The sequence below is a fragment of the Brevundimonas sp. LPMIX5 genome (genome assembly GCF_003576505.1).
GTDB classification, from domain to species: domain Bacteria; phylum Pseudomonadota; class Alphaproteobacteria; order Caulobacterales; family Caulobacteraceae; genus Brevundimonas; species Brevundimonas naejangsanensis.
Genome location: NZ_QWTZ01000010.1, coordinates 81,809 through 101,799, shown reverse-complemented (window position 1 = coordinate 101,799; position 19,991 = coordinate 81,809). Strand labels below are relative to the sequence as shown.

At 66.7% G+C, this 19,991-nt stretch carries 20 protein-coding genes; 12 read left to right on the top strand and 8 right to left on the bottom strand.

Annotated elements, in window-relative coordinates:
• Positions 1-61 precede the first annotated feature (61 nt).
• Complete coding sequence (gene secB, locus D1604_RS10160) at positions 62-589, top strand: protein-export chaperone SecB (protein WP_119413186.1); 528 nt, start codon at positions 62-64, stop codon at positions 587-589.
• 153 nt (positions 590-742) lie between these two features.
• Positions 743-1,084: a putative quinol monooxygenase gene (locus D1604_RS10155; RefSeq protein WP_119413185.1), complete on the top strand. Its 342-nt coding sequence runs from the start codon at positions 743-745 to the stop codon at positions 1,082-1,084.
• Here D1604_RS10155 and dnaQ read toward each other — a convergent pair.
• Genes dnaQ through D1604_RS10130 form a run of 5 tightly spaced genes read right to left on the bottom strand, consistent with a single transcriptional unit; the run spans position 1,042 to position 4,745 of the window.
• Positions 1,042-1,767 carry a DNA polymerase III subunit epsilon gene (gene dnaQ / locus D1604_RS10150; RefSeq protein ID WP_119413184.1) on the bottom strand — a complete coding sequence of 242 codons (726 nt, stop codon included), beginning with the start codon at positions 1,765-1,767 and terminating at the stop codon, positions 1,042-1,044. The genes D1604_RS10155 and dnaQ overlap by 43 nt on opposite strands.
• A gap of 5 nt (positions 1,768-1,772) precedes the next feature.
• On the bottom strand, positions 1,773-2,414 hold the full coding sequence (gene coaE, locus D1604_RS10145) for a dephospho-CoA kinase (RefSeq protein WP_119413183.1): 642 nt from the start codon (positions 2,412-2,414) through the stop codon (positions 1,773-1,775).
• A complete protein-coding gene (gene aroE / locus D1604_RS10140; protein WP_119413182.1) occupies positions 2,411-3,283 on the bottom strand; it encodes a shikimate dehydrogenase in 873 nt (290 codons plus the stop codon). Before aroE ends, coaE begins: the two co-directional genes overlap by 4 nt.
• Entirely contained in the window at positions 3,280-3,879 is a 600-nt protein-coding gene (locus tag D1604_RS10135; RefSeq protein ID WP_119413181.1) for a Maf family protein, read from the bottom strand. The genes aroE and D1604_RS10135 overlap by 4 nt, the downstream gene beginning before the upstream one ends.
• Positions 3,876-4,745: a pyruvate, water dikinase regulatory protein gene (locus tag D1604_RS10130; RefSeq protein ID WP_119413180.1), complete on the bottom strand. Its 870-nt coding sequence runs from the start codon at positions 4,743-4,745 to the stop codon at positions 3,876-3,878. The genes D1604_RS10135 and D1604_RS10130 overlap by 4 nt, the downstream gene beginning before the upstream one ends.
• A gap of 484 nt (positions 4,746-5,229) precedes the next feature.
• On the opposite strand from D1604_RS10130, the gene hemE reads away from it, so the two are divergent.
• From hemE to D1604_RS10080, 10 genes are all read left to right on the top strand, one after another.
• On the top strand, positions 5,230-6,264 hold the full coding sequence (gene hemE / locus D1604_RS10125; protein WP_119413179.1) for a uroporphyrinogen decarboxylase: 1,035 nt from the start codon (positions 5,230-5,232) through the stop codon (positions 6,262-6,264).
• Positions 6,261-7,340 (top strand): ferrochelatase, encoded by a 1,080-nt coding sequence (gene hemH, locus D1604_RS10120; protein ID WP_119413178.1) that lies wholly within the window; start codon positions 6,261-6,263, stop codon positions 7,338-7,340. Before hemE ends, hemH begins: the two co-directional genes overlap by 4 nt.
• A gap of 10 nt (positions 7,341-7,350) precedes the next feature.
• A complete protein-coding gene (locus D1604_RS10115; RefSeq protein WP_119413177.1) occupies positions 7,351-7,818 on the top strand; it encodes a CopD family protein in 468 nt (155 codons plus the stop codon).
• A gap of 249 nt (positions 7,819-8,067) precedes the next feature.
• Positions 8,068-9,564, top strand: coding sequence for a transcription termination factor Rho (gene rho, locus D1604_RS10110; protein ID WP_199683751.1), 1,497 nt, complete (start codon positions 8,068-8,070; stop codon positions 9,562-9,564).
• Between the two features lie 74 nt (positions 9,565-9,638).
• Complete coding sequence (locus D1604_RS10105) at positions 9,639-9,878, top strand: DUF6489 family protein (RefSeq protein WP_003166554.1); 240 nt, start codon at positions 9,639-9,641, stop codon at positions 9,876-9,878.
• 24 nt (positions 9,879-9,902) lie between these two features.
• Positions 9,903-11,216 carry a tRNA uridine-5-carboxymethylaminomethyl(34) synthesis GTPase MnmE gene (mnmE, locus tag D1604_RS10100; protein ID WP_119413176.1) on the top strand — a complete coding sequence of 438 codons (1,314 nt, stop codon included), beginning with the start codon at positions 9,903-9,905 and terminating at the stop codon, positions 11,214-11,216.
• Between the two features lie 63 nt (positions 11,217-11,279).
• Entirely contained in the window at positions 11,280-13,193 is a 1,914-nt protein-coding gene (gene mnmG, locus D1604_RS10095; RefSeq protein WP_119413175.1) for a tRNA uridine-5-carboxymethylaminomethyl(34) synthesis enzyme MnmG, read from the top strand.
• Positions 13,193-13,813, top strand: a complete 621-nt coding sequence (gene rsmG, locus D1604_RS10090) for a 16S rRNA (guanine(527)-N(7))-methyltransferase RsmG (RefSeq protein ID WP_119413174.1) — start codon at positions 13,193-13,195, stop codon at positions 13,811-13,813. The genes mnmG and rsmG overlap by 1 nt, the downstream gene beginning before the upstream one ends.
• Positions 13,803-14,639, top strand: coding sequence for a ParA family protein (locus tag D1604_RS10085; protein WP_119413173.1), 837 nt, complete (start codon positions 13,803-13,805; stop codon positions 14,637-14,639). The genes rsmG and D1604_RS10085 overlap by 11 nt, the downstream gene beginning before the upstream one ends.
• 30 nt (positions 14,640-14,669) lie before the next feature.
• A complete protein-coding gene (locus D1604_RS10080) occupies positions 14,670-15,557 on the top strand; it encodes a ParB/RepB/Spo0J family partition protein (RefSeq protein ID WP_119413172.1) in 888 nt (295 codons plus the stop codon).
• 294 nt (positions 15,558-15,851) lie between these two features.
• Here D1604_RS10080 and holA read toward each other — a convergent pair whose 3' ends face one another.
• From holA to leuS, 3 genes are read right to left on the bottom strand one after another with little or no spacing between them, the layout of a single operon-like run.
• Positions 15,852-16,904: a DNA polymerase III subunit delta gene (holA, locus tag D1604_RS10075; RefSeq protein ID WP_119413171.1), complete on the bottom strand. Its 1,053-nt coding sequence runs from the start codon at positions 16,902-16,904 to the stop codon at positions 15,852-15,854.
• A 10-nt stretch (positions 16,905-16,914) separates the two neighbouring features.
• A complete protein-coding gene (lptE, locus tag D1604_RS10070) occupies positions 16,915-17,403 on the bottom strand; it encodes an LPS assembly lipoprotein LptE (RefSeq protein WP_119413170.1) in 489 nt (162 codons plus the stop codon).
• A complete protein-coding gene (gene leuS / locus D1604_RS10065) occupies positions 17,400-19,979 on the bottom strand; it encodes a leucine--tRNA ligase (protein ID WP_119413169.1) in 2,580 nt (859 codons plus the stop codon). The genes lptE and leuS overlap by 4 nt, the downstream gene beginning before the upstream one ends.
• Positions 19,980-19,991: the final 12 nt, after the last annotated feature.

Here is a 19,991-nt window from a genome sequence, read left to right as displayed (position 1 = left end):
CCTCATGCCTGCTCGACGAACGAGCCGGACGCCTCATTTCTGCAAGACGGTTTCCATACCCATGACCGACGCCACGCCGCCCGCCGACGCCAACGGCCAGACGCCCGACCAAGCCCAACCGCAGGACGGCCAACCGCAAGGCCCCGGCTTCCGCATCCTGGCCCAATACGTCCGCGACCTGTCGTTCGAGAACCCCAAGGCGCCGGACAGCCTGCGCATCGACGGCAAGCCCGCCATCGACATGGGCGTCGAGATGAACGCCCAGGGCCGCCCCGACGGCCTGTTCGAGGTCGACCTGAAGCTGTCGATCAAGGCCACGGCCGACGACAAGTCGCCGGTGTTTCACGTGGAACTGCTCTACGGCGGCCTGTTCGCCCTGCAGGGCGTCCAGCCCCAGGACATCGAGCCCCTGCTGCTGATCGAATGCCCGCGCTACCTCTTCCCCTTCGCGCGCCAGATCATCGCTCAGGCGACGGCCGACGGGGGCTTCTACCCGCCCTTCATGGTCGACCCGATCGACTTCGCCGCCATCTACATCGCCCGCCAGCAACAGATCGCCGGCGCCCCGGCCGAAACCGGCCAGGCTTGATAAGAGGTCGCTAACGCGAGGCGCGCGGCGCCTCGCTGCTTGAGCGACAAGATGGGTCACTATCGCAGGACGCGCGGCGTCCTGCTGCTTGAGCGACATTTTATGTGGAAGGGGCGTCCTAAGGGGCGCCCCTTTCTTTTCAGGGATGGGTTGATGCTCAAGGTCATCGCCGAGGATTTCATCAAGCCTGAACTTATCGAGACGGTGCGGCCTCTCTACGCCGAGCTGGTGCGGCTGACGCGGCGGGAGCCGCTGTGCCTGGCCTATGATCTGTTCGAGGATCACAACCAGCCGGGACACTTCATCTTCATCGAGGAATGGCCCGATCAGGCCGCGCTCGACGCCCATTGCGCCAGCGAACATTTCCGCCGCCTGGTTCCCCAGATCGACGCCCGCCGGACCAGGCCCGGAACCTATATTCTGATGAAGCCCGTCCTGGCGGAATCCGCTGATCAAGCGGCTTCTTCAGCCTCGGCCTCGACCGTCACGCCATAGGCCGCCCACAGGCTGAAATCCTTGATCGTCGACTTGAGGAAGGCCAGGTGGGCCGCCTCTTCCTCGGCCGTGACGAAGGAGGGCAGGGGGCGCGGCCGGGCGCCATAGGCGGCGCGCACCGCGGTCTCCGCAGGACCGCCGCGCGTCGAGGTCAGGTCCAGCGCCCGCTCCTTGCCGCCGCGCAGCTCCAGATAGACCTCGGCCAGCAGGCGGGCGTCGATCAGGGCGCCGTGCAGGGTGCGCTCGACCAGGCTGATCTTGTAGCGCTTGCACAGGGCGTCCAGCGAGTTGGCCATGCCCGGGAACCGCTTCTGGGCCAGGGCCAGGGTGTCGATCCAACGGTCCTGCGGCGGCGGCTTGCGGCCGATGCGGCCGATCTCGAAGTCGATGAAGTTGCGGTCGAAGTTGGCGTTGTGCGCGATCAGGGGCGCATCGCCCAGGAACTCCATCAGGTCATCGACGACCTCATGAAATTTGGGCGCGTCCTTCACCTTGTCGTCGGTGATGCCGTGCACCTTGATGGCGTCCGGCGGGATCAACCGTTCGGGGTTGATGAAGCGGTGAAAAGTCCGGCCCGTCGGCAGCAGATCCTCGATCTCGATACAGCCCACCTCGATCAACCGGTCGCCGGTCTTGGGATCAAAGCCGGTGGTTTCAGTATCAAGGACGATTTCGCGGGCCATGTCCCTTAATGCCGGGGTTCGCTCCTGAACGAAAGAGCGCCGCGCGGCGGCGTCCACGACGGCGACAGCACTGTCCCCACGATCCGGCGCACCTGATCGCGCGCCGCTTCCAGCCCTTGCCCCGTGTCGATGAGAAAGTCGGCGCGCGCGCGTTTTTCGGCGTCCGGCGTCTGGCGCGACAGAATGGCGTCGAAGCGCTCGCGCGTCATGCCGGGGCGGGCCAGGACGCGCCGGGCCTGCACCTCGGGTTCGGCGGTGACCACCACCACGGCGTCGACAGCGGCGTCGCCGCCCGTCTCGAACAGCAAGGGAATGTCCACGACCGCCAGGCGCGCGCCCTGCGCCTCCGCCGCCTTCAACGCCTGTGCGCGATCCATCGCGACCAGGGGATGGACGATGGCTTCCAGTCGCTGAAAAGCGGTCTCGTCGCGCCCCAGAACCTCAGCCAGGCGACCTCGATCTACGGCGCCGTCCACGATCACGCCGGGAAAGCTCTGTTCCAGCGGCGCCACGGCCGCTCCGCCCGGTCCATAGAGCCGATGAACGGCGGCGTCGGCGTCCCAGACCACCGCGCCTTCCTCAGCGAACATCTTCGCCGTCGTGGATTTTCCCATGCCTATGGAGCCGGTCAGCCCCAGAGCGATCATGCGGCGGCGTCCATGTCCGTCGCGCTCGCCAAATGGGCCATAGCCACGGCGCGCAGATCCAGCGGCGGGGGCGGGACGCCGAAAATAGCCTCAAACGACGGTCCCGCCTGACCAATCAGCATGGCCAGGCCGTCGACGGTGATCAGCCCTCGCGCCTGAGCCGCAGCCAAAAAGGGCGTGAGCACCGGCTTATAGGTCATATCCATGACGACCGCGTCGGGCTTCAGGACACCGAGGTCTATGCTCGGCGGCGCGCTCAGGGCGTTGATGACCAGATCAGCCCCAGCCAGCGCGCCTTCGTCTTCGGCGACCGTCACCCCCGCGCCCAGGTCGGCGGCCAGAGCCTCGGCGCGGCTGCGCGTGCGGTTCAGGATCGACAGGCGCGCCCCGGCCTCGACCAGGGCGCCCGCGACCGCGCGGGCGGCGCCGCCCGCGCCCAGCATGACGACATGGGCCCCCTTCAGATCAAACGACGGCGCCTGTTCCGCCAGGGCGTAGAGCACGCCCGCCCCATCGGCGCTGTCGGCCCGGACCCGGCCGTTATCAAACACCAGGATATTGGCTGAGCCGGTCGCCTTGGCCGCCGGGGCGATGTCGTCAGCCAGGGCGAAGGCCTGCTCCTTGAACGGCGCCGTGACGTTGAGTCCATGGATCAGGCCCGCCCGCCCGGCGGCGACCAGGGTGCGGAAACCATTGGGGTCCTTCGGCTGAAAGGCGACATAGGAGCCGTCGACCGCTCCCGCTTCCAGCCAGGCGTTATGCAGCACCGGACTCAGGGAATGACCGATCGGATTGCCCACGACCCCGCCCAGACGGACCCGCCCCGTGATGCGCGCCTGACGGATCGCCGGTTCCGTTTCTATCTTCATGACGCAATAATCCCCGCACGCCTCAACTCTGTGAGGACGGGCCATAACGGCAATCCGAGAACAGTGAAATAGTCGCCGTGCACGGCGTCGAAAAGTTGCGCCCCCATCCCCTCAAGCCGGTAGGAGCCGACGCAGGCCAGCAGGCCTTCGCCTTCCACCGTCAGATAGGCGTCCAGAAAGGCGTCGGAGAAGGCGCGGACCTTCATTTCGGCTGTATCCAGCCCGCTCCACACAACCTGGCCCTTGTGCGCCAGAGCCGCGCCTGAATGCAGCTGATGCGAGCGGCCCCGCATGGCCGCCAGGCGCGCGCGCGCCGCACCCAAGGTCGGCGCCTTGGACACCAGCCCGCCGTCAAAAGCCAAAGTCTGGTCCGCCCCCAGCACCCAGGCCTCGGGATCATGGCGCGACACCGCCAGCGCCTTGGCCCGGGCCAGTTCCACCGCCAGCTCAGCCGGATCGACGCCCGGCGTCTTCAGCGCGTCTTCGTCCACATCAGCGACCTGGACGACGAAGGGCACGCCAGCGTTTTCCAGCATGGCGCGTCGGGCGGCGCTCTTGGAGGCCAGGATCAACCGTTCGTTAGGGGCCTCGGTCACATCGGCGCTCCCAGCCTGCGGCTGCGCCGCTCGCTCAACAGGTTGATGATGGCGGCGGCCGTCTCCTCGACCGAGCGACGGGTCACGTCGATGGTCGGCCAGCCGCGCCGTTCAAAGGCGCGACGCGCCTTGATGGTCTCTTCACGAACGGAGTCATGGTCGACATAGGCCGAGGCGTGGCCTGCGTTCAGCCCGTCCAGGCGATTGCGGCGGATCTGCACCAGACGGTCCGGCGAGACGGTCAGGCCGACCACCAGCGGGTTCTTCAGCGCCGTCAGCCGCTCGCCGTCTTCCTGACCCGGAACCAGCGGCACATTGGCCGCCCTGATGCCCCGGTGAGCCAGATAGATGCAGGTCGGCGTCTTGGATGTCCGGCTGACGCCGCACAGGACGACATCGGCCTGTTCCAGCTGCTCTAGCGTTCCTTGTCCGTCATCGTGGGCGATGGCGTAGTCCAGCGCGCTCATCCGGTTGAAATAGCCGGTATCCAGAGCGTGCTGGGCGCCCACCCGCGCCGAAACGTCCGCCCCAAGATAGCGCGACAGGGCGCCCACCAGCGGGTCCAGCGCCCCGATCTGCGGCATGTTCAGCCGCCGACAGCCTTCCTCCAGCTGTTCACGCAGTTCCCGATCGACCAGCGTATGCAGAACCACGCCGGGCGCCGCGGCGATTTCTTCCAGCACCCGCTCCATCTGCTTGTTGGACCGCACCAGGGCGTAGATGTGCTCGATGGGAATGACGCCGTCGAACCGGGCGATCACCGCCTTGGCCATCGCGTTCAACGTCTCGCCCGTCGAATCCGAGACGAGATGAACATGAAAATAGGTGGCCAGACGCGAAGCGCCGGGAGGACGGGCAGGGCTCATGAGGACGGCGTCTCCTTCTGGGCGACGGTCGGATCATCCCCGCGCCCTGTTGAAAAGCCGGGGCGCCGTTCGTGAAAGACCGGGCGCCGAATCCTGTAGCAAGCCCCGTCGTCGGTCGCGAGCGGGGATCGCGGGCGCCGTTGCCATGATCGGCGCCGGAGTCGTCCGCCTGGGCGCCGAGGTTTCATCCCATGCTGTGGGCAGGAGCGCCTGTCCAAATTCGGCGCCCGTGGATTCACCCACAACGGCGCCCAGAGGCAAACCCGAGTCCCGCGGGTGTTTCACGGCTTATCCCCATGACTCACACCCCCGCTGGCGACTGCGCGGATTCGTTCGCCGCGAAACGGGGACAAGAGGGAGTCCGACCGGGACGGGCCAGGGTTATCCCCGCGCTCCCCGGGCCTGCTTCCAACCTCTAATTCTTTCAATTCTTAAATCTGAATAGGGATTGAGGCTTGGGGGTGTGCATCCTAAAGCCCAAGACATGAGCACGCCCCTTCTGATCCAGGCTCTCCAGGGCCAAACCCTTTCCCGCCCGCCCGTGTGGTTCATGCGTCAAGCTGGGCGCTACCTGCCGGAGTACCGGGCCTTGCGGGCCCAGGCGCCGGACTTCATCGCCTTCTGCCTGAACCCGGAGATGGCGGCGGAGGCGACCCTGCAGCCGATGCGCCGTTTCGGCTTCGACGCCGCCATCGTCTTCGCCGACATCCTGCTGATCCCCGGCGCCCTGGGGCAGAAGGTGTGGTTCGAGGCGGGGGAGGGGCCGCGTCTGGGCGCCCTGCCGTCGGTGCAGTCGATGGCCGACAAGGCTCAGCAGGCTGGAGAAGCCCTCAAGGCCGTGGGCCAGACGCTCAGCCTGGTGCGCGCGGAACTGGAGCCTGAACGCGCCCTGATCGGCTTTGCGGGCGCGCCCTGGACCGTGGCGACCTATATGCTGGACGGCGAGCACCGGACGATGGGCAAGGGCGAGCGCGGTCTGGCGCGGACCTACGCCTATACCCAGCCCGAGATCGTCTACGGCCTGCTGGACGTGCTGGTGGAGTCCACCGCCCACTATCTGAAGATGCAGCAGGACGCCGGCGCCCAGGTGCTGAAGATCTTCGAGAGCTGGGCCGAGGGCCTTCCCGACGATCTGTTCGAAAGTCTGGTGCTGAAGCCGCATCAGAAGCTGGTGGCCCGCGCCCGCGAACTGGGCGTCACCGTGCCCCTGATCGGCTTCCCGAGAGGCTCGGCGGCCCTGGCTGAACGCTATGCGCGCGAATGCGAGGTGCAGGGCGTGGCGCTGGACACCGCCTGTCCGCTGGAAGTCGGCCAGCGCGTGCAGAAGATCAAACCCATCCAGGGCGCGCTGGACCCTCTGCTGCTGCGCGCAGGCGGCGAGGCGCTGGACCGCCGCGTCGATCAGCTGATGGAGGCCTGGGGCCAGGGGCCGTGGATCTTCAACCTGGGCCACGGCATCCTGCCGGACGTGCCGATCGCCCATGTCGAGCAGGTTCTGAAGCGGATCGGCGCCCAATGAGCCAGACCGCCACGAAGCTGAAGGAACGGCCCAACCGGCGCGTGGCGGTCGTCCTGACCAATCTGGGCGGTCCTGATCGTCCCGAAGCGGTCAAACCCTTCCTGTTCAACCTGTTCAACGATCCGGCCATCATCGGCCTGCCGGGGATTTTCCGCACGCCGCTGGCCAAGCTGATCTCCAGCCGTCGCGAGACCTCGGCCCAGGCCAACTACGCCCTGATGGGCGGCGGCTCGCCCTTGTTGCCCGAGACGCAGAAACAGGCCGAGGCCCTGTCGCGCGCCCTGGCGAACGCTTCGCCGGGCGACGACAGCCGGGTCTTCATCGCCATGCGATACTGGCATCCCCTGACGGAAGAGACGGCGGCGGCGGTCAAGGCCTTCCAGCCCGACCAGATCATCCTTCTGCCCCTCTATCCGCAGTTCTCGACCACTACGACGGCCTCGTCGCTGAAAAAGTGGACCGAGTGCTACGACGGCCCCGGCGAGACCCACGTCGTCTGCTGCTATCCCGACGCGGAGGGACTGATCGAGGCCCAGGTCCGCCTGATCCAGCAGACGTTGGACAAGGCGCAAGGCAAGCCGGTTCGGGTGCTGTTCTCGGCCCACGGCATCCCCGAGAAACTGGTCGCGGCCGGCGATCCCTATCAGGCCCAGGTTGAGGCGACTGTGGCCGCCGTGGTCGAGCGCATGGGCCTGACCGATTGGGCCATCTGCTACCAGAGCCGGGTCGGTCCGCTGAAATGGCTGGGCCCCGCCACCCCTGACGCCATCGAACAGGCGGCCAGAGACGGCATGGGCGCGCTGGTGGTGCCGATCGCCTTCGTCTCAGAACACATCGAGACCCTGGTCGAACTGGACATGGAATACGGCGAACTGGCCCATAAGGTCGGTTGCGCCCCTTATCTGCGCGCGCCGACGGTCAGCGCCGACCCGGTTTTCATCACCGCCCTGGCCGATGCGGTCGGGCGGGCGCTGGAGACGTCGGGGACGGCGCCGCAGGGCGCTTCTCTGGGTGGACCATGCGCCCACTTGAAAGCCTGCCCGTCCGGCTGTTCAAAGGGCTCTAGGGCGGCCTGAGGGGATCGACATGGACTATTACAACCTGGCCCGCGGGCTTCACATTCTGGCCGTGATCGCCTGGATGGCGGGAATGCTCTTCCTGCCGCGTCTGTTCGCCTATGACGCCGAGCAGAACGCCAAGCCTGAACCTCTGCGCGGCGAGATGCAGGCCTTGCTGCGCGTCTGGCAGACGCGGCTGCTGCGCATCATCATCAACCCGGCGATGATCCTGGCCTTCATCTTCGGCGGCTGGCTGTTGTGGCTGCGCAGCGGCGACGGCGCCGACTGGTCCTTCGCCCATCAGCCGTGGATGATGACCAAGCTGATTGGCGTCTTCCTGCTGGCCGGTTGGCACGGCTTTCTGGCGGGGCAGCGCAAGAAGATCGCGGCGGGCACGTCGAAATACTCCGGTCGTTTCTGGCGCATGACCAATGAGATTCCGTTCGTCCTGGCCATCATCATGGTGCTGTCGGTGACGATGGAGTGGAGTTTCTGAGAGCCCTGACGCGAGCGACGCGGTCGCGCGTTGCTTGAGGGCCTTGACCCGCATGGGTCTTTCGTGGTTCCGCTTCGGTGAACCGTGCGGCCGATCCGTGCAGCGCGGTCCCTCTCTTTTGCGACGCCTGCCGGTTTGACCCTGCGGGAGCCCGTCGCCCTCCCTCCCAGCCCCTGCGGCTGAAGCCATTACGACCTTTCTGCCCCTGGCCGCCTTGCCGCGTCCGGGCGCGCGAACGAGCACGCCATCATGACCGATACGCCTGACACGCCGGAAATCGAAGTCACTGAAAACGCAGCGGAAACGCCTGTTGAGCGGCCGCGTCGCACTCTGAGCCTGGGCGGCAGCCGCACGGCGGCGCCGGTCGAGGAGGCCGAGCCTGAAGTCGCCGTTCACCCCGCCTCCGACGATGACGATCACGGCGTCGACACCACGGCGGAAGATGACGATGAGGACGACGACGGCGAGCCCATCGTTCCCAACGGCCGCATCACGCTTCAGGAACTGAACGAGAAGACGCCGGAAGACCTGGTCGCCTTCGCCGAAGGTCTGGACATCGAGAACGCCGGCAACCTGCGCAAGCAGGACCTGCTGTTCGCCATCCTCAAGACCCTGGCCGACGAAGAGGTCGAGATCATCGCATCGGGCGTGCTGGAGATCCTGCCGGACGGGTTCGGCTTCCTGCGCAGCCCCGACGCTAACTACCTGCCGGGTCCGGACGACGTCTATGTCTCGCCGTCGCAGATTCGCCGCTTCGGCCTGCGTTCGGGCGACACGGTGCACGGCGCCGTGCGCGGCCCGCGCGAGGGCGAGCGCTATTTCGCCCTGCTCAAGGTCGACACGATCAACTTCGAAGATCCGGAGATGGTCAAGACCAAGGTCCTGTTCGACAACCTGACGCCGCTCTATCCCGAAGAGCGTCTGCACATGGAAATCCAGGACCCGACGCTGAAAGACCGCTCGGGCCGGGTCATCGACATCGTCGCCCCGCTCGGCAAGGGCCAGCGCTGCCTGATCGTCGCCCCGCCCCGCGTGGGTAAGACGGTGATGCTGCAGAACATCGCCAAGTCGATCGAGCGCAACCACCCCGAAGTCTTCCTGATCGTCCTGCTGATCGACGAACGCCCCGAAGAAGTCACCGACATGCAGCGCACGGTGAAGGGCGAGGTCGTCGCCTCGACCTTCGACGAGCCCGCCTCGCGCCACGTCGCCGTGGCCGAAATGGTGATTGAAAAGGCCAAACGCCTGGTCGAGCACAAGAAGGACGTGGTGATCCTGCTGGACTCCATCACCCGCCTGGGCCGCGCCTACAACGCCACCGTCCCCTCGTCGGGCAAGGTGCTGACGGGCGGCGTCGATGCCAACGCCCTGCAGCGGCCCAAGCGCTTCTTCGGCGCCGCGCGCAATGTGGAGCAGGGCGGCTCGCTGACCATCATCGCCACGGCCCTGATCGACACGGGCAGCCGCATGGACGAGGTGATCTTCGAAGAGTTCAAGGGTACCGGCAACTCGGAAATCGTGCTGGACCGCAAGGTCGCCGACAAGCGCATCTTCCCGGCCATCGACGTACTCAAGTCCGGCACCCGCAAGGAAGACCTCATCACGCCGAAGGATCAGCTGGCCAAGACCTATGTCCTGCGCCGCATCCTCAACCCTATGGGCCCGCAGGACGCGATCGAGTTCCTGCTCGACAAACTGCGCCAGTCCAAGAACAACGGCGACTTCTTCCAGTCGATGAACACATAATTCCTGCCCTAGCGCCGCCCGCGCGGCGGGCGGCTGCTTGAGGGCGTGTTTCACGTGAAACAAGTGAGGGCGTTATGAAGCTGAACATCGAAATCGACTGCACCCCGGCGGAGGCCCGCGCCTTTCTGGGTCTGCCGGACGTGACGCCGCTCAACGATCATCTGGTGGCCGAGATGCAGAAGCGCATGGACGCCAACATGGCCGCCATGCAGCCCGACGAACTGATGAAGACCTGGACCAGCTTCGGCGTTCAGGCCCAGGACCAGTTCCGCCGCCTGATGGAAGCCGCCGTCACGGGCGCGGCCAAGCCCTGACTCTGACGACGTGGGCCTGACGACGTGAGCGACACTATTTTTGCCCTAGCCACCCCGCCGGGGCGGGGCGCCATCGCGGTGCTTCGACTGTCAGGGCCGGCCACGGAGACGGCTTTGACGGCGCTGGGGGCAGGGGGGCTTGCCCCGCGTCTGGCCTCGGTGCGCAGCCTGCGCCACGACGGCCGCTTGATTGACGAAGCCCTGGTGTTGCGCTTCATCGCCCCGCGTTCCTACACGGGCGAGGACTCGGCCGAGCTGCACTTGCACGGCGGGCGCGCCGTGGTCGAGGCGGCCAGCACCGCTCTGATCGCCCTCGGCTTGCGTCCGGCGGACCCGGGCGAGTTCACCCGCCGCGCTTTCCAGAACGGGCGCATGGACCTGGCGCAGGCCGAGGCCGTCGCCGACCTCATCGACGCTGAAACCGAAGCCCAGAAATCTCAGGCCCTGGGCCAACTAGACGGCGCCCTGTCCGCCGCCTACGCCGGATTTCGCCGCGACCTGTTGAAGGCTCTGTCGCTGGTCGAGGCCGAGATCGATTTCCCCGACGAGGAAGTGCCTGACAATCTGGCGCGTACGGCCGGGCCGGTGCTGGACGCTCTGGCGACCGATCTTCGCGCGGCGCTGGCCGATTCCGATCGCGGGCGGCGGGTGCGCGAGGGCTATCGCATCGTTCTGATCGGCGAGACCAACGCGGGTAAGTCGTCGCTGTTCAACGCTCTTGTCGCGCGGGAGGCGGCCATCGTGACGCCGATCGCTGGAACGACGCGCGACGTGCTGGATGCAGACATCATGATCGGCGGTTACGCCGTCACCCTGTCGGACACGGCCGGTCTGCGCGACAGCGACGAGCCGGTCGAGGCCGAGGGCATCCGCCGCGCCCGTGTGCGCGCCGAGGGCGCCGACCTACGTCTGTGGGTCCGCTCACCCTCCATCGACGGGGCCGAGGACCCCGCCGCAGCCTTCGTGCGTCCGGCCGATCTTCAGGTGCTGAACAAGGCTGACCTGGGCGCGGTGGCGTCGGCGCCGGATCTCGAAGCCTTGAGCGTCAGCACGATGACGGGGCAGGGGCTGTCTGAACTGCATGACTGGATCGCCGCTCGCCTGGCGCGAGACCTGTCCGGCGCCGACTTCCCCACCGTGACCCGCGAACGCCATCGTCGTCGCCTGGCGGAAGCTCTGGCTGGCGTTGAAGCGGGGCGTCGTGCGCTAGACCTGGCGCCGGAGATGGCGGGCGATGATCTACGACGCGCTGCCGACGCCCTGGCCCGCGTCACCGGGGCTATTGGCGTCGAGGATATCCTGGGCGAGGTCTTCTCTTCCTTCTGTATCGGCAAATAGGCCGGGCTTTCACCTGTTTCACGTGAAACAACCGTTCTCGAGCCGGTGGCGATTCCGGCCCGGATGGACTATGTGGACGCCATGAGTTCGATCCCCGATCATACCTTTGATGTCGTCGTCATTGGCGGCGGCCACGCCGGTTGCGAGGCCGCGACGGCCGCCGCGCGCGCGGGCGCCCGCACCCTGCTTCTGACCCAGAAGCTTGAGACTATAGGCGAGATGAGCTGCAACCCGGCCATTGGCGGCCTGGGCAAGGGCCATCTTGTGCGCGAGATCGACGCCCTGGACGGCGTAATGGGCCGTCTGGCCGATGTCTCGGGCATCCAGTTCCGGATGCTGAACCGCTCCAAGGGCGCCGCCGTGCGCGGCCCCCGCAGCCAGATCGACCGCCGTCTGTACCGCGAGGCCATGCAGGCGGAGTTGGCGGACTATCCAAACCTGACCCTGATGGCGGGCACGGCTGAGGGCCTGATACTGAACGGCGATCGCGTCGTCGGCGTGAAGACCGGGGCAGCGGAAGCGATCCGCGCCGGGGCAGTCGTGTTGACGACCGGCACCTTCCTCAACGGCGTCATCCATCGTGGCGATCTGCGCATCCCGGCCGGGCGCTATGGCGAGGATCCATCGACGGGCCTGGCCGGCGACCTGCATGTCGCGGAGCTAATGATGGGGCGGCTGAAAACCGGCACGCCCGCGCGCCTGGACGGTCGCACCATCGCCTGGGACCGACTGGAGATGCAGGCGGCGGACGATCAGCCCGTCCCCTTCAGCTTCATGACGGGCGGTATCGAGGTGCCGCAGATCTCCTGCGGCGTCACCCATACGACCGAAGAGACGCATCGCATCATCGCCGACAACCTCGGCGAAAGCGCCGTATATGGCGGGCGGCTTTCGGGTCGTGGCCCGCGCTACTGCCCCTCGATCGAGGACAAGGTTGTGCGGTTCGCCGACAAGACCAGCCATCAGGTTTTCCTGGAGCCGGAAGGTCTGGATGATCCCAGCGTCTATCCGAACGGGATTTCGACCTCGGTGTCCGATGCGACGCAGCTGGCCTTCCTTCACACCATGCCGGGCCTGGAGAAGGTCGAGGTTTTCCGTTTCGGCTACGCCATCGAATACGACTATGTCGATCCGCGTGAGCTGACACCGGCGCTGGAGGTCAAGAAGCGACCCGGCCTGTATCTGGCGGGCCAGATCAACGGTACGACCGGCTATGAGGAGGCGGGCGCGCAAGGGCTGATCGCCGGCCTGAACGCCGCCCGCGCAGCCGCCGGTTCTGATCCGCTGATCCTCGGCCGCGATCAGGCCTATATCGGCGTGATGATCGACGACCTGGTGACGCGCGGCGTTACCGAACCCTATCGCATGTTCACCAGCCGTGCCGAGTATCGTCTGACCCTGCGCGCCGACAACGCTGATCAGCGGCTGACGCCGATCGGAATTGAAGCGGGTATCGTCGGCGCAGAGCGGGCGAAGGTCTGGCTGGAGAAGGCGGATCTTCTGGACGCAGCCAATCGTGTTTCACGTGAAACGCTGTTCACGCCCAAGGAGGCGGGGGCGCTGGGTATCACGGTCAACGCCGATGGTCAGCGTCGCTCGATCCGCGACCTGCTGGCCTTCCCGAACGTGACGCTGGATCAGTTCATTGCGATCCGCCCCGAAATCGCAGACTGGTCCGCTGCGGTGAGCGAACAGGTCGAGATCGACGCCGTCTACGCCGGCTATCTGGACCGTCAGGCCCAGGACGCCGAGGCGCTGCGACGGGAGGAGGGACTGTCGCTGCCGGCCGACCTCGATTACGCGGCCATCGGGGCTTTGTCGAACGAAGTGCGCGAGAAGCTGTCCATGATCCGTCCCCTGACGCTGGGGCAGGCTGGCCGTATTGAAGGCATGACGCCGGGCGCCCTGACGGCGCTTTTGGCTCATGTGAAGAAGGTGAAGGGCGTGGAAGCAGATCTCGCGGCGGTCGTCGCCTGATGTCGGACGCCATCGACGCCTTTCGCGCCCAGACCGGGGCCAGTGACGCCAACATCGCCGACCTGACGACCTTTCTGGCCATGCTGACCGAGGCCAATGAGGTGATGAACCTGGTCGGGCCGGACACCATTCCCGATTTCTGGAACCGCCACGCCTGGGACAGCGCCCAGCTTCTGGACCTGGCGCCGGAGGCGAAGACCTGGGCCGACCTGGGCGCGGGGGCCGGCTTTCCCGGCGTTGTTCTGGCCATCCTTTTGAAGGGACGGCCCGGGGCCCATGTTTGGCTGGTGGACAGCCTTGGCAAGCGCTGCCGCTTTCTTCAGACGATTGTCGATGCGCTCGACCTGCCCGCGACCGTGGTCAACGGGCGGGCCGAGGAACAGTCGATCACGGTCGACGTCGTCACAGCACGAGCGGTGGCGGCGATGGAGAAACTACTGGGTTATGCACAGCCCTACTTCCAGCGCGGTGCAAAAGGCCTGTTCCTCAAGGGAGAGAAGGCCGAGGCTGAGTTGAAAGAGGCCCGTCGGGTCTGGCAGTTTGAAGCTGAGCTTACCGTCTCGCGCAGCGATCCGCGCGGCCGCATCGTTTCACTGGGGGGCCTTCGCCGTGTCCGTTGAGTCCGTAAAGTCGTCTGCTTCTCGTGACACCCGAGTTCTGGCGGTCTCAAACCAGAAGGGCGGAGTGGGCAAGACCACGACCGCCATCAACCTCGGCACGGCTCTGGCTGCAATTGGCGAAAAAGTGCTGATCGTGGACATGGACCCGCAGGGCAATGCCTCCACCGGACTGGGTGTTCCACGTGAAACACGACGGGTGACCATCTATGACGTCATCGTCGACGGACGGCCTGTTGATGAGGCGGCGATCGAGACCGCCGTGCCGGGCCTGTTTATCGTCGCCGCTGACCCGGACATGTCGGGGGTCGAAATCGAGTTGAGCCAGGCGGATCGGCGCTCCTATCGTCTGCGCGACGCCCTGGCGAAGCAGGGGGGCAATGGTCATTCCCGGTATGACTATGTCTTGATCGACTGCCCGCCGTCGCTGAACTTGTTGACGTTGAACGCCATGGCGGCGGCAGACGCCGTTCTGGTGCCGCTGCAGTGCGAATTCTTCGCCTTGGAAGGTCTGACCCAGCTGATGCGGACGATCGACATGGTTCGTCAGAGCCTGAACCCCGCGCTGGAGATTCAGGGTCTGGTCCTGACCATGTATGACCGCCGCAACGCCCTGTCGGGCCAGGTGGCGGCCGATGTGCGCGCCCACTTCGGCGACAAGGTCTATGACAGCGTCATTCCCCGGAATGTGCGGGTGTCCGAGGCGCCGTCGTTCGGCAAACCGGCTCTGATCTATGATCTGAAGTGCGCGGGCAGTCAGGCCTATCTGAAGCTGGCGCGTGAACTGGTGGCGCGCGAGCGCCAACGTCGTCAGGCCGTCGCGGCCTGATTAACCTGATAAGTAAACGGAAACAGCATCTTGTCCGAACGTCAGCGTGGTCTGGGCCGGGGTCTCTCGGCGCTCTTGGGTGAAAACGCGCAGGAAGCGGTCGCTGTCGATGCGGCCGGTCCGGCTCCCGCTGGCGTGCAACGCGCCCCGATCGAGGCGCTGAAACCCAACCCGGATCAGCCGCGCAAGATCTTCGCCAAGACCGATCTGGACGAGCTGACGGCGTCGATCCGCGACAAGGGCGTCCTGCAACCCATCCTCGTGCGGTCGCAGCCGGGGGAAGCGGGCGTGTGGCAGATCATCGCCGGAGAACGCCGCTGGCGCGCCGCCCAGGCCGCCCGCCTTACTCAGGTGCCGATCGTCGTGCGCGAGATGGACGACATCGAGGTGCTGGAAGTCGGCGTCATCGAGAACGTCCAGCGCGCCGATCTGAACCCGATGGAAGAGGCCAACGCCTACGCCGTCCTGATGGAGCGTTTCGGCCGTACCCAGGACGCCCTGGCTGGGGTCGTGGGCAAGAGCCGCAGCCACGTGGCCAACACCCTGCGCCTGCTGCAACTGCCCGAGGCGGTGCGCGACCATGTGGTGCGCGGCGAACTGTCGGCGGGGCACGCGCGCGCCCTGATCACGGCGCCGAACGCCGAACAACTGGCGGCTGAGGTCATCGCCAAGGGCCTGAACGTTCGCCAGACCGAGGCGCTGGCCCGTCGTTCGGCCGAGGGACCGAAAACGCCCAAGGCCCGGCCCATGCCGAACGGGGAGGGCGCGGCCGACATCGCCGCCCTGGAGCAGGATCTGTCTGACGCTCTGGGTCTGAAGGTGTCGCTGGCCGACAAGGGCGGCAAGGGCGAGATCACCGTCAAATACGGCACTTTGGAGCAACTCGACGACCTGTGCCGGCGTCTGATGCGCGGTTGAGCAACTGAGCGAAAAAAAGCCCGTCCAGGGCTGAGCCGGGACGGGCAAGTCGGGGATGAGAGCGGGGCCGACACGCCAGCAGGTGGGAGCGCGCCGGATGATCCGATCAATGATCGAGGACCGATCCTCCCTATAGGAAACGCTTATATACGTTTCTGTCAATACTGCGTGTCTGACGTGATCGGTAGCCCCTAAGGGCCCTAGGGAGGACTGGCTGATGCATGGACTGAGGCCTCTTTCTGGCCTCATGATGGGGGCACGCCCATGACCCAGAAATGTGAGAGAGCGAGCGCGTCATAGCCCCATGCGTTTGGCGCGGGCGGCGATCTCCAGCAGCAGGCGTTCGGCGATCAGGGCCTCGGGCATGCCTGTGGTTTTGGTCATGACGTCGGCGGTGTTGACGCTGTCCTGCACCTCGTCGAGCAGTTCGAGCCGCCAGCCGCGCGCCTGGCGCAGCATTTCCGCCTCCTGTTTCCAGAAGACGCCTGCGGCCTTGGCGGCTTCTTTGGCGCCGGCGCCGTTGGCCTGCAGAATATTGATCCGGCGCAGCTTTCCGAGATGAAGCGAGGTCATGCGCACAGCCATGACGGCGCTTTCGCCCTCGGCCAACGCGCGGCGCAGGCCCGCCTGGGCGGGGGCGGGACGGCCGCCGAAGGCCTGTAAGGCGGCGTCGGACAGTGAGGCGTCGGGTTCGACCCCGAGGTGGGCGTCCAGCTCCTCCACGTCGATAGTGCGGCCCGAGCCGGGGCCGATGTAGAGGATCAGCCGTTCGATCTCCTGACGCATCAGGCCGCGCTCGCGGGGCAGTCGGGCGACGAAGCGGTCCAGGGCGTCCGAGGTCAGGCCCACCTTATCGGCGCCGAGGGCCTCGCGCGTCATGCGGGCGACGTCGCCGACCTCATCCTCATAACAGGCGATGGCCACCGCGCCCTGGGCCTTTTCGGCGGCCTTGCGCAGGGCCGATTCGCGACCCAGCGCCCCGGCCTCGATCACCAGCATGGCGTCGGGGTTGTAGGCGCCCTCGGCGTGGGCGCTCAGGGCGGCGGCCACGGCCTTGTCGACGCCGCCCTTGGCGTCGCCCATGCGCACCCGCACCAGACGCCGCCCGCCGATCATGCTCAGCGCCGTCAGGGCCTCTTCCAGCCGGACGGGATCGCTGTCGATGTCGGTTTCGGTCAGCAGGGTGACGTTGAAGGGGTCGTTCAGATCCGGCGTGATCGTCCTGCACAGCGTCAGGGCGCGTTCGGTCACGCCCGAGCGGTCCTTGCCGTGGATGACGGCGGCGCGGACGCCGGCGTCCGGCGCCTTGAGGAAGCGGTCGACGTCGGGCCGCCGGGACAGGATCATGCGGCGGCCTTCAACGCCCCGCCAGGACGCGCATCATGTCCAGGCGGATCAGGCGCGCCAGATCGGCGGCGGCGCGGTCCTCGCCGTCCTGTTGGGCGGCGATGGCGGCGTAGGGCTGGTCGGCGGCGGCGTAGGTGATGGTGGTGGTCTGCACGCCCTTGAGGGTTTCGCCGCCCGCTACGGGGGTCAGGGACCAGGCGGCCCTGACCGTCAGTTCATAGCGGCTGGCCGTGTCGTCGATGCGGCGGCCCAGCGGGCGGCGTTTGTGCTCGACCTCGGTCGCCAGACGGTACAGCGGCGCCTGGGCGCCGTCGCGCCCGAAGGCGTCCTCCAGCTGTTCGCGCAGACGATAGCCCAGCCGGTCGTCGGGCGTCGTCACGGCGATGCGCGACAGGGCGCCGCTGACCCCCGCATCGCCATACAGGGGCGTGAAGCCGCAACCGGACAGCAGAACCGTCCCGGCCAGGGCCAGCAGGAGACGACGCCCGCCGGGCATCATCCGGCCACCAGATTGACGATACGGTCGGGCACGACGATCACCTTGCGGATGCTGAGGTTGTTGGCGGCAAGGTAGGCCTGAACGGTCGGATTGGCGAGAGCGGCGGCCTCGACCGTCGCATTGTCCGAACCGCGCGGCAGGACGACCTCGCCGCGACGCTTGCCGCCGATCTGGACGGGCAGGGTGACCTGGTCGTCGGCGGCCAGGGCCGGGTCATAGACGGGCCAGGGCGCGTCCAGAACCATTCCCGCCTCGCCCAGCTGGGTCCAGCATTCCTCGGCCAGGTGCGGGGTGAAGGGCGCCATCAGCCGCGCCAGGGCGGACAGGGCGGTCTTCTTCGCCTCGGCGCCCGCCTTGTCGTGCTGACGGATGGTGGCCAGGAAGGCGTAGAGCTTGGCGACGGCCGAGTTGAAGCGGAAGTGCTCGACGCCCTCGCTGACGGCCTTGATGGCTTTGTGCGTCTCGCGGATCAGGGCGGCGTCCACATCGGCGTTGGCCGGGACAGCCGGGTCGAACGAGGCGTATTCGCCCCAGACGCGCTGAACGAAGCGGGCGGCGCCCTCGACGCCACCCGTCGACCACTGGATGTCGCGTTCGGGCGGGCTGTCCGACAGGATGAACAGGCGGCCGGCGTCGACGCCATAGGCGGCGATGATGTCCTGAGGCGCGACCACGTTCTTCTTGGACTTGGACATCTTTTCGATGTCGCCGATGGAGACTGCGGCGCCGGTGGACAGGCGGGTGGCGACGCGTTTGCCGTCCACCGTCTCGATGCGCACGTCGGACGGCTCGACCCAGCGCGGCTTGCCGCTGTCTTCATGGCCGTCGAAATAGGTCTCGTGGACCACCATCCCTTGGGTGAACAGGCCCGCGAACGGCTCCTTCACGTCCATCAGGCCGGCGTCCGACAGGGCACGGGTGATGAAGCGGGCGTAGAGCAGGTGTAGGACCGCGTGCTCTACGCCGCCGATATATTGATCGACGGGCAGCCATTTGGCGGCGGCGGCCTTGTTGATCGGCTCGGCCGCCTTGGGATCGGCGAAGCGGGCGAAATACCAGCTGGAATCGACGAAGGTGTCCAGCGTGTCCGTCTCGCGTCGGGCGGCGCCGCCGCACGACGGACAGTTGACGTGTTTCCACGTCGGGTGACGGTCCAGCGGGTTGCCCGGTACGTCGAAGGTGACGTCCTTGGGCAGTTCGACCGGCAACTGGTCGGCCGGAACCGGCACGACGCCGCAGGCCTCGCAGTGGATGATCGGGATGGGGCAGCCCCAGTAGCGCTGGCGGCTGACGCCCCAGTCGCGCAGGCGGTAGATGGTCGCGCCTTGGCCCGTTCCGGCTGCCTCGATGCGGCGGATGGCCTCGGCCTTGGCGGTCTCGATGTCCAGACCGTTCAGAAAGTCGGAATGGAAGATGGAGCCGGGGCCGGTATAGGCCTCGTCGGCCACGGCGAAGTCGTCGCCCGCGCCTTCGGGGCGGACGACCGGGATCACCGGCAGATCGTATTTGCGGGCGAAGTCCAGATCGCGCTGGTCATGCGCCGGGCAGGCGAAAATGGCGCCCGTTCCGTAGTCGGACAGAATGAAGTTGGCGATCCACACCGAAACCTCGGCGCCGGTGAAGGGGTGAATGACCTTGAGGCCCGTATCCCAGCCGATCTTCTCGGCCTGTTCGATGTCGGCCTGGCTGGCGCCGCCCTTGCGGCATTCGGCGACGAAGGCGGCGACCTTGGGGTCGGCCTCGGCCAGTTGCTTCGAGATCGGATGATCCGGGGCCAGACCCATGAAGCTGGCGCCGAACAAGGTGTCCGGGCGGGTGGTGTAGATCTCCAGTCCGTCATCGAAACCAGCCGGAGCGGCGCCCGCCCAGGCCCATTTCATCTGCAGGCCCTTGGATCGGCCGATCCAGTTTTCCTGCATCAGGCGGACTTTTTCCGGCCAGCGGCCTTCAAGCTCGGCCAGGCCGTCGATCAGATCATCCGCATACTGAGTAATGCGCAGGAACCACTGGTTCAGCTTGCGTTTTTCGACCACGGCGCCCGAGCGCCAGCCGCGCCCGTCAATGACCTGCTCATTGGCCAGGACGGTGTTGTCGACCGGGTCCCAGTTGACCACGCCGTCCTTGCGATAGACCAGGCCCCGCTTGAACAGTTCGAGGAACCATTCCTGCTGTTTGCCATAGTATTCGGGGTCGCAGGTGGCGAACTCGCGGCTCCAGTCCAATGACAGGCCCAGCAGCTTCAGCTGGTCGCGCATCGTCGCGATGTTGGACCAGGTCCAGTCGCCGGGGTGGACGCCGCGCTCCATCGCCGCGTTCTCGGCCGGCATGCCGAAGGCGTCCCAGCCCATCGGGTGCAGCACGTCATAGCCGCTGGCCCGCTTCCAGCGCGCCACCACATCGCCCATCACATAGTTGCGGGCGTGGCCCATGTGGATGTTGCCCGACGGATAGGGGAACATCTCCAGGACGTAGTATTTCGGGCGGCCGGTGTCGGCGTTGGACACCGAAAAGGCGTCGGCCTCGGCCCATCGGGCCTGTTGGCGGGGTTCGGCGGTCTTAGGCTCGTAACGGGCCACGGCGTATCCTGA